Origin of the sequence: Nannocystis punicea, from assembly GCF_026965555.1 — a bacterium.
Taxonomy (GTDB): Bacteria; Myxococcota_A; Polyangia; order Nannocystales; family Nannocystaceae; genus Nannocystis; species Nannocystis punicea.
Genome location: NZ_CP114040.1, coordinates 719064 through 729234, shown reverse-complemented (window position 1 = coordinate 729234; position 10171 = coordinate 719064). Strand labels below are relative to the sequence as shown.

General features: G+C 69.0%; 13 protein-coding genes. 10 read left to right on the top strand and 3 right to left on the bottom strand.

Going from position 1 to position 10171, the window contains the following annotated elements; translation table 11 throughout:
- Positions 1-68: 68 nt before the first annotated feature.
- A complete protein-coding gene (locus O0S08_RS02700) occupies positions 69-524 on the top strand; it encodes a protein kinase family protein (protein WP_269037379.1) in 456 nt (151 codons plus the stop codon).
- A gap of 158 nt (positions 525-682) precedes the next feature.
- The gene (locus tag O0S08_RS02695) at positions 683-1708 is read left to right on the top strand and encodes a DUF2169 family type VI secretion system accessory protein (RefSeq protein WP_269037378.1); all 1026 of its coding nucleotides are present in this window, start codon (positions 683-685) and stop codon (positions 1706-1708) included.
- Here the strand turns inward: O0S08_RS02695 and O0S08_RS02690 are convergent.
- The gene (locus O0S08_RS02690) at positions 1669-2349 is read right to left on the bottom strand and encodes a hypothetical protein (protein ID WP_269037377.1); all 681 of its coding nucleotides are present in this window, start codon (positions 2347-2349) and stop codon (positions 1669-1671) included. The two genes, O0S08_RS02695 and O0S08_RS02690, sit on opposite strands and share 40 nt — an antisense overlap.
- Positions 2350-2397: 48 nt before the next feature.
- Between O0S08_RS02690 and O0S08_RS02685 the strand changes: the two genes are divergently transcribed.
- Genes O0S08_RS02685 through O0S08_RS02675 form a run of 3 tightly spaced genes read left to right on the top strand, consistent with a single transcriptional unit; the run spans position 2398 to position 4801 of the window.
- Positions 2398-2739, top strand: a complete 342-nt coding sequence (locus tag O0S08_RS02685; protein WP_269037376.1) for a hypothetical protein — start codon at positions 2398-2400, stop codon at positions 2737-2739.
- Positions 2736-4055: a PAAR-like domain-containing protein gene (locus O0S08_RS02680; RefSeq protein WP_269037375.1), complete on the top strand. Its 1320-nt coding sequence runs from the start codon at positions 2736-2738 to the stop codon at positions 4053-4055. The genes O0S08_RS02685 and O0S08_RS02680 overlap by 4 nt, the downstream gene beginning before the upstream one ends.
- Entirely contained in the window at positions 4049-4801 is a 753-nt protein-coding gene (locus O0S08_RS02675) for a hypothetical protein (protein WP_269037374.1), read from the top strand. The genes O0S08_RS02680 and O0S08_RS02675 overlap by 7 nt, the downstream gene beginning before the upstream one ends.
- 129 nt (positions 4802-4930) lie before the next feature.
- Here O0S08_RS02675 and O0S08_RS02670 read toward each other — a convergent pair whose 3' ends face one another.
- A complete protein-coding gene (locus O0S08_RS02670) occupies positions 4931-5239 on the bottom strand; it encodes a MerR family transcriptional regulator (protein ID WP_269037373.1) in 309 nt (102 codons plus the stop codon).
- 454 nt (positions 5240-5693) lie between these two features.
- Between O0S08_RS02670 and O0S08_RS02665 the strand changes: the two genes are divergently transcribed.
- The 5 genes from O0S08_RS02665 to O0S08_RS02645 are packed head-to-tail and all read left to right on the top strand — an operon-like array spanning position 5694 to position 8336.
- Complete coding sequence (locus O0S08_RS02665; protein WP_269037372.1) at positions 5694-6155, top strand: hypothetical protein; 462 nt, start codon at positions 5694-5696, stop codon at positions 6153-6155.
- A complete protein-coding gene (locus O0S08_RS02660) occupies positions 6152-6511 on the top strand; it encodes a hypothetical protein (protein ID WP_269037371.1) in 360 nt (119 codons plus the stop codon). The genes O0S08_RS02665 and O0S08_RS02660 overlap by 4 nt, the downstream gene beginning before the upstream one ends.
- A gap of 36 nt (positions 6512-6547) precedes the next feature.
- Positions 6548-6886, top strand: coding sequence for a MerR family transcriptional regulator (locus O0S08_RS02655; protein ID WP_269037370.1), 339 nt, complete (start codon positions 6548-6550; stop codon positions 6884-6886).
- 36 nt (positions 6887-6922) lie between these two features.
- Positions 6923-7258 carry a MerR family transcriptional regulator gene (locus tag O0S08_RS02650; RefSeq protein WP_269037369.1) on the top strand — a complete coding sequence of 112 codons (336 nt, stop codon included), beginning with the start codon at positions 6923-6925 and terminating at the stop codon, positions 7256-7258.
- Positions 7218-8336 carry a hypothetical protein gene (locus O0S08_RS02645; RefSeq protein WP_269037368.1) on the top strand — a complete coding sequence of 373 codons (1119 nt, stop codon included), beginning with the start codon at positions 7218-7220 and terminating at the stop codon, positions 8334-8336. The genes O0S08_RS02650 and O0S08_RS02645 overlap by 41 nt, the downstream gene beginning before the upstream one ends.
- A 3-nt stretch (positions 8337-8339) precedes the next feature.
- Here the strand turns inward: O0S08_RS02645 and O0S08_RS02640 are convergent, their stop codons facing one another.
- Positions 8340-10049 (bottom strand): hypothetical protein, encoded by a 1710-nt coding sequence (locus O0S08_RS02640; protein ID WP_269037367.1) that lies wholly within the window; start codon positions 10047-10049, stop codon positions 8340-8342.
- Positions 10050-10171 lie beyond the last annotated feature (122 nt).

The following is a 10171-nucleotide window of genomic DNA, read 5'->3' as shown; positions in this document are numbered from 1 at the left end:
CCCCGACTCCACCCCCTGGGCCCCCGGAGGCCACCCCGACGACCGCGCACCACACGAAGGCGTGAACGATGTTCCCCGAACGGGGGGAGGAAATAACGGGAGTCGTGCTGGGGGGGCGCGTCGAGGTCGAGAAGCGCATCGGACGCGGGGGGATGGCCGAGGTGTTCCTGAGCAAGGACCTGCTGCTCCACAGGCTCGCGGCGGTCAAGATGCTGCGGAAGGGTAACATAGACACGCGGTGCCGGTTTGCGGATGAGGGCCGGCTGCTGGTTAACCTGCGCGATCCGCACCCAGTCCGGGCGGTCGGGGAGGCGGCGGATGGGGCACTGTACATGGCGCAGGAATACCTGGACGGGCCGAGCCTGGAGGTCGCAGCGGGCGGGCCGCTGCCGTGGCGGGAGCTGGTCGCGGGCAGATGGCGGAGGCGCTCGCGGCGCTGCGCCGGGTCGGGTCATTCACCGGGACGTGAAGCCCTCGAACATCGTCCAGCTCGACGGGGCGACGGGCGGTCGGTGGCGAACTAAGAGGGGGACAATCTACCAGCTCTGCACGGAGGTGCTGCCGCTGCTGGGCGAGCTCCGGCCGATGCGGGAGCTCGCGCCGGAGGCGCAAATCCCGGCGGAGCTCGAGGCGCTGGTCGAGCAGGCGGTCGGGGTGCTGCCGGAGGATCGGCGGCGGGGTCATGCTAACTTCCGGCCCGGCTGCGATGTGGTGCCTGACGAACCGGACCCCGTTTGCGGCCGCGCGCAATTGGGTTCGCTACCAGGACGGGGTCCACTGGTGGCTCGTCGCAATTCGCGCCACCTACGACGTCGACCATCGCGGTCGGCTCACGCTACCCGACGAGCAGGTCCCTCCGGTCCTTGCGCCCGAGCACTTCGGCGAGGCGGGGCGTTCGAGCCTGCGCTACGACTCCGACTTGCTTGAGGTGAAGCCCAGCACCGACGTCCTCGTGCATGGCTCCGTCGTTGCGCCTGGAGAGCGACCCGCCGCGAGCGTCCCGGTCATGCTCCGGCTGGGCTCCATCGACAAGCGTCTCGTGATCCACGGCGAGCGGGTCTACCGTGACGGCGTCATGGGGCTGACGACCACCTCGCCACGTCCCTTCATCCAACAGCCGCTGCGGTACGAGTCGGCGTTCGGCGGCGGCGATTTTCGCGACCCCGACCCCGCGCGGTGGCGATTCGACGAACGCAACCCGGCGGGCCGTGGCTTCGCGGTCAACGCCGCCGATGTCGAGACTCCGGCACACACCATCGAGTACGCCTCGCGGCGCCCCGAGACGACCGGGCCCGCGGGGTTCGGGCCCATCGACCGCGGCTGGCTCCCCCGACGCGAGCTCGCCGGAACCTACGACGAAGCGTGGATCCGCGAGCGCAAGCCGCTCCTCCCCCGCGACTACGACCCGGCCTTCGCACTCGCGGCGCCGCAAGATCAGCGCCCTTCGATGCCGCTCGTCGGCGGAGAGCGGATGGCTGTGTCGAACATGACCCCCGAGGGCATGCTGGTGGTCGAGCTCCCCCGCAAGCGCTTCGCGCTGAGCTCCCGCTTCGGAACGACCGAGCATGAGCACGGCACACGGTTAACCACGGTACTGCTGGAGACCGACGAGCGCCGCCTCTCGCTGATCTGGCAGAGCGCGCTGCGGGTGCGTGCCAGCGACGTGGACTACCTCGACGAGACCTTCATCGAGGAGGCGTCGGCGTGATCGACCTGCTGGGTATCGGCGCCCGAACCCCGGTCGGTCTCACGGCGCCGGCCAGCGCCGCGGCGATCCGGGCGGGCATCAGTCGCCTCCGAGAATTCGCGTTCGCCACGATGCGAGGCGAACCGCTCATCATCGGCGCCGACGCCCGGCTGAAGGACGCCCTGCAGGGTCCCGCGCGCATGGTCGAGCTCGCCACGTCCGCCGTGGCCGAAGCCCTCGCCGACCTCGCTCTGGGCGCGGTCCCCGAGTGTGAGCTCTGGCTGGCCCTCCCGGAGCAGCGTCCAGGTTTTGACGACCACGCTGCGGCCACAGTGGCGCGTGCGAGCGCCGATGCAGCACGCCAGCGAGGATTTCGCACTCGAGCGACGATCGGCGGTCGAGGCCACGCCGGCGTCATGCAGTGCGTGCGACGGATCCTCTCCGAGGACGACGCTCGCCTCCATGTCGTCGTCGGCGTCGACAGCTACTGCGACGACGAGTGTCTCGTCTGGCTCGAGGAAGCGCGGAGGCTCGCGCAAGACGGCGTGCGTGGTGGGTTCGCGCCCGGTGAAGCTGCCGGGTGCCTCGTGCTCGGGCGACGGCGACTCGGCGCGCTGCTCAAGCGTCGGCCTCTCGCGACGATCTCCGGCGCCGGCGTCCACCAGGAGACGCAGCTGCGCGACAGCGAAGCCGGGTCCTTCGGGCTCGCCATGAGCAAGGCCGTGCTGGACGCCGCCGCGGGCCTGGACCTGCCCGCGCACGCGGCGGACGCCGTGTACTGCGACATCAACGGCGAGCGCTACCGCAGCGAGGAGTGGGGCCTGTTCGCCACGCGGGCTCACGCGGCGCTGCGGTCCCTGCAGTATCAGACCTTCTGCGGCAGCATCGGCGACGTCGGCGCCGCCTTCGGCGCGATCGCCAGCATCGCCGCCGCACAATCGTTCGCCCGCGGCTACGCCCCAGGACCCCGCGCCCTCGTGATGGCCGGCTCGGACTCCGGCACGCGCGGCGCGATGTTTCTGCACGACCCTCGCCTCGAAGGACGCCCATGAAGACGCTCGTCAACGCGCCCAAGACCCCGGTCACGAAGGGCAGCCAGGGCGTGGCCGCGGCCACGATCCCCAACGTCTGCAAGATGCCGGGACCGCCTGCGCCCTTCGTCCCCACACCGCTGCCCAACATCGGCAAGAGCGGGAACTCTCCCAAGGGCTATTCGAAGAACGTCACGATCGAGGGCAAGCAGGTCGCCGTCAAGGGCGCGACCTTCGGGTCGACGGGCGACATGGCCAGCAAGGGGACCGGCGGTGGTCTGTTCTCCGCCAATACGCACGGCCCCACGAGCTTCGTCGGCCCGGGCTCGCTCGACGTCAAGATCGAGGGCAAGAACGTGCAGCTCCTCGGCGACCCGATGCTCAACAACTGCGGGCCCAGCGGCAAGCCGCCCAACTCCGCCACGCTCGTCGGCGTGCTGCAGAAGGCGGGACTGGTCGCAGTGGTCGGCGACGAGCCCTGCCCGCTGTGCCGCAAGCAGCACGGCTTCAACGGCAAGCTCGAGGAAGACGAGGACACCAAGGGGGCCGCGGAGCAGCTTCAGGCCGCCATCGACCGGGCCATCGGGAAGGCGCGCGCGGCCAACGCCTCCCGGCTCGCCGCGGTGCAGGCCGAGATCGCGGCGCTGAAGACGGCGATGGCCGCGCTGCCGAAGAAGCAGCGCGCTCCCCTCAGGCAGCAGATCGACGCGCTCGAGAAGGAAGAACGCGGGCTCGCGGTCAACTTCACGGGCATGATGGGCGTCGTCAAGTGCAAGGATGACGGCCTCATCTTCGCCGGGACGAGCCTGTTCCAGTACTCCGACATCCAGGCCGAAATGCCCGGCGCGTGGCACTCGCCCACGCCCTCGGGCACGCTCGCCAACAAGCCGGACCGCAACGACTTCAAAACCGACGTCATCGACTTCGCCAGGTACGGCAAGGGCTCGCTGAGCTCGTGGCCCGTGGAGTGGGAGAAGCTCGAGCTACTCGCCAAAAAATCCTATCGAGGCGAAACCGACGAGATGTTCTATCCCCCAGGAAGCTGTGCGGCGCAGCAGATGGCGCTGCTGGCCATGAACCACGGCGACCGCCCCATGGGCCTCACCGAGCGCTACTACACCACAAATCCCGAGGCGAAGCTGTCCAAGCTGTGGATCCGCAAACCCGGCAAGGGCCCCAAGCGAGCCCGCCTGGCCACAGCTGAAGAGCTCGGGCCGGGAAAGCCGATTCCCCCGTGCGGCACGTGCCAGGTCATCCTCACCATGCTGATGTGCGCCGAGGGTGAGATGCATTGCGCACACAAGACCGCGCACCCCGGAGTGTGTCACAAATGCTAGAACCCGAGCTCGAAGCGCTGCTGCTTCGCATCGTCCCCAACCTCGCGCGCGAGTGGTCGGGGGCCTCGCCGGAGGATCTCGAGGAGCTCGAGGAGCGCGTCGAGCTCACCGGCCACGACTTCCCCCCTTTTTATCGGTGGTTCCTCTCGCGCCTGGCCGGCAGCGTGGGCGCGCTCCACCCCATGCTGCGAGGATTCACCGCCGCGAGCGTCCTCGAGGCCTACCGAACTGGCAGCGTCGACATCGGTCCGACGCAGTTCCTCATCGGGCGCATGCCCGACGCCCTGATGCCGCTCGACGTCTACTACGACCTAGCGCACCCTCTGCGCGACGACGCCGTCGTCTTCAGCGCGATCCTCGATGCGGGCCCCGAAAAATGCACCAGCGAAACCTTCCGCGAATGGATCGCAGCCGGGGCCATGACTAGGTTCTGCGTGATGACCGCGCCCCACCGATGCTTTGGCGCTTTCGTCGACCCGGGGAGAGCCGCCGCCGCTCAGCTCGAGACCGTAATGGCCGGGCTCGGCTTCACCAGCCCGATCACGACCGGTCCCTTCTGCCGACTTTACGAACGAGGCGACATGACGCTCGTCGCCGAGTCCACGGTCAAGCCCGAGAACTTAGGCATCCTCATCTACGAGATCGGCGGCCCCAGCGTCGCCGCCATACGCCGGCTCTTGGGGGAGATCGGGCGCGGTACCACGCTCCAGATCGACGCCGATCGCTGGGCGACGCGCTCCAGATGAGCGCTGCACCATGCCCCTGGCGCTGTTGAAATTTCAGATGGCGGCCTCATCGTTCGGCGAGTCGAGCAGGCCTTCATACAGTGAGAAGGTCGTGGCCTGGCCAGCCACGTAGCCGTCCCAGCGATTGCCTCAGCGGCGCGGCGCGTTCGCCGCGCTCCCCTCGCCGCGCTGGAGCGCATTGAGCTCGGTCAACGCGGCGAGCACTTCGGCGGTTGTGAACCCCGCCGCGCGCTGGTGCGCGATATAGCGCGCGCGCTCGACCGCCCAGACAGGGAAGCGGTTAAACACGCCCCCCGGTGAGCCCTGGGAGACCTTCGTCGGCGCTGGCAGAAGGCCCTGAGCCACCCACGCCGCCACGGTCCGGCGCGTGACCCCGGCCGCCCGCACGATGTCTTCGGTCGTGGCGAACGCGGGGTCCAGGCGGCGGGGCTGCGTCACGGTCGTGGAGTGTAAGCCGGGCCGGGGGCGGCGCGCCACTTGCGGGGCGTGTCGCTCGAGGATAGCTTTTGATTTCCCATCGAAAAGGACATTGAGTTCTCATGGATCGGATCCGTTCCACGCCTACCGTCACCCGCACCTCTGCCGGCCGTCTGTTGTTCTCCAGCGAGGACCGAAACCTCGCGGCCAACCTCGCGGCGCTCGTGCGCTACGCCGTCGAGTCCGCGCCCAGCGCGGAGAGCTGCGCGGCCCGGCTCGGGGTCTCGATGCAGAAGCTCCGCCAGCTCGCGCGCGCCGCGGGCGTGCCCCTCGAGTTCGGTGCGGGCAAGCCTGCCTCCGCCTCCTCGACGCCGGTCCCCGGCCGGCCAGCGGCGACGGCGCCCGCGGCGCGGCCGCGTTCCTCCACGTTCGCCAGCTCGGTGTCGCGGCCCGTCGCGCAGAAGGGAGGGAGGCGATGAAACCCGTCGCTGCCGGAGAGGCTCTCGCCTCGCAGCCCAAGATCCGGTGGAAGGCGTCTGGTCCCGCCATGCGCAACCGTGACGGCAGGGTGGACATGGGCGGGACGATCCACGTCGTGCGGCAGGACGACGGGCGCTACACCGTCAAGTACGCCGGGAAGGTCCGTGCCGAGAACCTCGACGACATCGAGACCGCGAAGCAGTGGGCGCGCGACCACGTGGCCTCGTGGGTGGAGGAGGCGGCAGCCGCGCGCAAGGTCCAGGAAGAGAACGTGGCGCGCAAGAACGCCGAGTACGCGGCGCACCAGGAGCGCCGCAAGAAGGTGGCTCGGGAGCTCCAGGAACTCGGTGTCCTCGCGCGTGCTGTGCCAGGCCTCATCGTCCTCGACACGTACGTCGCCGAAGATCTGGCCGAGCGGCTCCGAGACGAGCGCGCACGACGGGAGGCCCAGCCATGACGCTCGACCCGGCGACCGAGCCCGACGTCGACATCGTCACGGAGGATGCGCCGGCGCCCCCGCTCGGAGCACCTGCGGATTTCCGGGAGCGGTTGGCGCTGGCGCTCCGCACGACCGAGCCGAAGGTCCTCGAGGCCGCCGAGGCCGGCTACCGCGGCATCTACCCCTCCAAGCACGACTACATCGTCGAGCGGGTCGCCGAACACCTGAACCCGAGCCTCGCCTGGGTGCTGGCGTGCGCCATCCCCGAGAGCCTTCAGCGTGGCTACGAGGCTGAGGCGGTGGTCGTGTGGTCGATCCCGCTCGGGGAAGGCACCTGCATGGTCTTCGAGACGCGGCTGCAGCCCTGGGCCTGACGACCCGGGCCGCGCCTGGCGTACACTCCGCGGACCGTGACGCCGCCGCCACGCAACCTCGATCCGTCGTTCGCCACGACCGAAGACATCATGAACGCCGCCGGCATCACGCGGAAGACCGTGGCGGCATGGGTTGCTTGCGGCTTCCTGCCCACGCCGATACGGGTGTCGCAGGGCACCGTCGGCGGCGTGTTCAACCGCTTCCCCGCTTGGGCGGTCGAGCGGGCCCGCTTCGTCGCGCAGCGCCGGGCGGCCGGCTTTACGCAGGACGAGATCCTCGAGATGCTGGCCGAGCTCGACGCGCGACAGGGCCTCTCAGGCAAGGCCGCGACACCGCCCCGGAAGGACAAGGGGCGCAGCAGTGGCCGGAAGTAGCGCCAACGTCGTCTGGCGGCGTATCCTCGCCGAACCATGACCGAACGCCGCCGGCTGGACCCGTCGTTCGCCACGACCACGGACATCATGGAAGCCGCGGGCATCACCCGCCGCACCGTCACAGCGTGGATCAACGCCGGGCTCTTGCCACGGCCGATCAAGATCTCGCTCGGCAGCCCCGGCGGGGTGTTTAATCGATTCCCAATGAGCGCGCTCGGACAGGCGCGCTTCGTCGCCGCCAAGCGAGCCGAGGGCCTGTCGCTCGAGCAAATCGCAGAGTTGCTCACCGCACAGGCTGGTGCCGCTGCACGCTCTAAGGTACGATCGCGCGATGCCGCGCCCAAGTCTGCTCGCGCCAGTCGCCGCCGCTAGCCTGGCGGTCGCGTGCGGCGACTCGACGGCGACCACCGGCTTCACGACCACGCCGAGCACGACGATGCCGCCGCTCACCACGAGCGGCGCCGACAGCTCCGGCGGCAGCAGCAGCACGAGCACGAGCACGGGCTCCGGGTCCGGCGGTGAGGACAGCACGGCAGGCTCGAGCAACACGAGCATGCCTGGCGTTGCCGACGTCGGCTCGATCCCGGACTTCCCGACCACGCCCGGCTGCAAGGGCAAGATCGACTTCTTGTTCGTGATCTCGTCGAACGAGGAGATGGCCTACAAGCAGATCCAGCTCCAGGAGGCGTTCCCGGAGTTCGTCAAGATCCTCGAGGCCGACTTCGCCGACTTCGACTACCACGTGATGGTCGTCGATGCCTCGCTTCCGTTCCTCCCGAGCTGCGACATCTGCTACTCCTGCTCGCAGGTGATGTGTGAAGGCCCGGGCTGCTCGCAGTGGGACGGGCCGCCGGACTACCCGTGCAACGAGATCTTCGAGGAGTGCACGGGAGTCTATGGCGCAGGAGTGACGATCGTCGGGAACTTCGACGCCTCGAACACGCGCTGCCTGCCTGCAGATGGGCCTCGCTTCATCACCAAGGACGATCCCGATCTCAAGGGCACGTTCGAGTGCATTTCGAAACTCGGCGCCGGGCCGAAGGAGCCCAAAGCCGCCCGCTCGATGCTCAAGGCGCTCGAGCCGGAGATCTTGAGCAAGTGGGGCTGCAACAAGGGCTTCCTGCGACCGGATGCGCTCCTGGCGATCGTGATCGTGGCTGGTGAGGACGGCCTCACGCCTGGAACGCCGGCGGAGTGGCACGCCGCTGTCCTCGAGGCCAAGCAGGGCAATGAGGACGCGCTCGTTACCCTCGTGTTCTCCCACGATCGCGATCTGCCGGATCCAAAATGCGAGGGCCCGGAGGCTGGCCCGAACGTGATGCGCCTCTTCGCCGAAGCGGGGAAGCATGGGCGCTTTGCCAGCATGTGCGAGCCGAGTTACGTCCCGTTCATGAAGCAGATGGCGGGGACGATCCTCGAGCAGTGCTCGATCTTCATCCCGCCGCAGTGAGCATCAGCCGCGAATCATCCCCATGATCCATTGCACCGCGCCGTCGACCTCCTCCGAGCCGGTCCACGCGCACATGTACTCGCACGCCAGCCCGAGCACACGGTCCTGCCCGTTCGACATGCCGTTGCGCTTCATGTAGTCGACGCGGGGCGAGGACGCGTCTTCGACCGCGAAGATCCAGGCGTTATCACCGCCCAGATTCTCGTGGACGGTCGCGCCGACGATCGTCGCGCCCTCCATGTTCGTGCCGATCCCGTAGCACATCGCCGCGCCGGGCGTACTCTCGAGACGCGGGGCCTTCGCTTCCGACAGATCCTCACTCAGCCAACGGATCAAAATCTGCGGCTTGTTGGTCGGGATGTTGATCTCGTTCTGCGCGTAGCCGCAGAGTACGACGCCAGTCGTGGCCGGCGCGGCCGCGAAGATCGTGTCGTTCAGCATCGTGTCGCCCGGCGATGTCCACTCGCCAACGCGCTTGCCCTTGCCTTCGTACGCCAGCACAACTCCCCGGAGATAGAGCTTGTTCGTCACCGGATCTCGCACCTCGCGCCTGCCCGCCACGGCGACGCGGCCACTCGCCAGCACCGCGACCGCGTGTCCATACTCGCTGCGCTCCTCGAGCTCGTCCTCCAGATCCTTGAAGATATCGGGCCCGAATGCCTGCTTGTCAGGGCCGTAGACCCACGTCGCCATGTCCCAGACGTCGGGCCCCTTCGCCACGCGCATTGCGCCAGCGACGTAGATCGAGCCGTCCTTCGTGATGCCCGTGCCGCGCGCCTCCGTCCCGGTCGGCCCGAGCACCTCCCAGATCAGGCCGCCGCCGGATCCAAAGCGCGCGACGTACATCCGCGGTTCGCCGTCGACCTGCGCCGTGCCGACCGCGACGATGTTGCCCTCGCCGTCCACCGCAAGCGCGTTCAGGCCGAGGTGCCCGGTCTTCAGCTCTGCGCGCTGCGTCCAGTCCGTGTGCTGCTGGGTCCACCCGTCGCTCGTGGCAATCCATGTCCCCGACTTGTCGTAGCGGCGCAGGGTCGCCAGGATCTGGTTGTTCTCCCAGCGGACGCCGGCGCCGATGGCGTTGTTGCCGTCCAGCGCGACTGCCCCGCCGCTGCTGAACTGGCCGTCGTTCGGCTCGAGGGTGGTCCAGACGGTGCTGCCCGGCACCTTGATCAGGCTCGGCTGGTAGATCGACGCCTCCGCGGTCTGACCGGCAGCGTCGCGCACGACGACCGATAGGTTGCTGCCCGGGTTGTTCGCGGGGCCGCTCGTGACCGGGAAGACGAAGGGCGCTCCCGCGGGGCCCGTGGCGATCACCACGCCGTCGTCCAGAAGATCCGCCTCGACCGCGTCGGCGCTCGCCTTGTAGGTGACGACGGTCGGGCCGACCTCGAACGCCTCCGGCGGATCGCACGCGAGCTCTTCGATCCACGGCGGGGGCTCGCTCGGCTCGCCCGTCGACGGCGAGGTGCCGCCCGAGGTGTCCGTGTCCCCGCCCCCGCTGTCGCTGCCGGTGAACGCGTCGGACGTCATGATGCCGGGCCCCGAGCTGCTGCTGGACGTGCCGCCCGCTCCTTCTCCGGTGCTCCCGGCGTCCGCCTCGCAGTAGGTCATGGAGATGCCGCAAGCCGCCAGGTCCGCCCCGTCGAAGCACCCAGAGGTCAGCAACGCGGCAGCATGGATCACGAGCAGGGGGCGGCGCACGGTCCGGATCATGCCTTCCACAGTAGCGCAAGTTCGCCCGCCGTGTCAGCGGGGGCGGGCAACCGCATGTGAGATAATTGCCCACTGAAAACGCAAACGCGGCGCGTTGCTGACCGAAAGATCCGGTACCATCC

What these genes read in the sequence shown, in the direction of transcription:
- O0S08_RS02700 (WP_269037379.1), top strand. Translation starts at nt 69, where the DNA reads ATGTTCCCCGAACGGGGGGAGGAAATAACGGGAGTCGTGCTGGGGGGG.
- O0S08_RS02695 (WP_269037378.1), top strand. Translation starts at nt 683, where the DNA reads ATGCTAACTTCCGGCCCGGCTGCGATGTGGTGCCTGACGAACCGGACC.
- O0S08_RS02685 (WP_269037376.1), top strand. Translation starts at nt 2,398, where the DNA reads ATGAGCAAGGCCGTGCTGGACGCCGCCGCGGGCCTGGACCTGCCCGCG.
- O0S08_RS02680 (WP_269037375.1), top strand. Translation starts at nt 2,736, where the DNA reads ATGAAGACGCTCGTCAACGCGCCCAAGACCCCGGTCACGAAGGGCAGC.
- O0S08_RS02675 (WP_269037374.1), top strand. Translation starts at nt 4,049, where the DNA reads ATGCTAGAACCCGAGCTCGAAGCGCTGCTGCTTCGCATCGTCCCCAAC.
- O0S08_RS02665 (WP_269037372.1), top strand. Translation starts at nt 5,694, where the DNA reads ATGAAACCCGTCGCTGCCGGAGAGGCTCTCGCCTCGCAGCCCAAGATC.
- O0S08_RS02660 (WP_269037371.1), top strand. Translation starts at nt 6,152, where the DNA reads ATGACGCTCGACCCGGCGACCGAGCCCGACGTCGACATCGTCACGGAG.
- O0S08_RS02650 (WP_269037369.1), top strand. Translation starts at nt 6,923, where the DNA reads ATGACCGAACGCCGCCGGCTGGACCCGTCGTTCGCCACGACCACGGAC.
- O0S08_RS02645 (WP_269037368.1), top strand. Translation starts at nt 7,218, where the DNA reads ATGCCGCGCCCAAGTCTGCTCGCGCCAGTCGCCGCCGCTAGCCTGGCG.
- O0S08_RS02640 (WP_269037367.1), bottom strand. Translation starts at nt 10,049, where the DNA reads ATGATCCGGACCGTGCGCCGCCCCCTGCTCGTGATCCATGCTGCCGCG.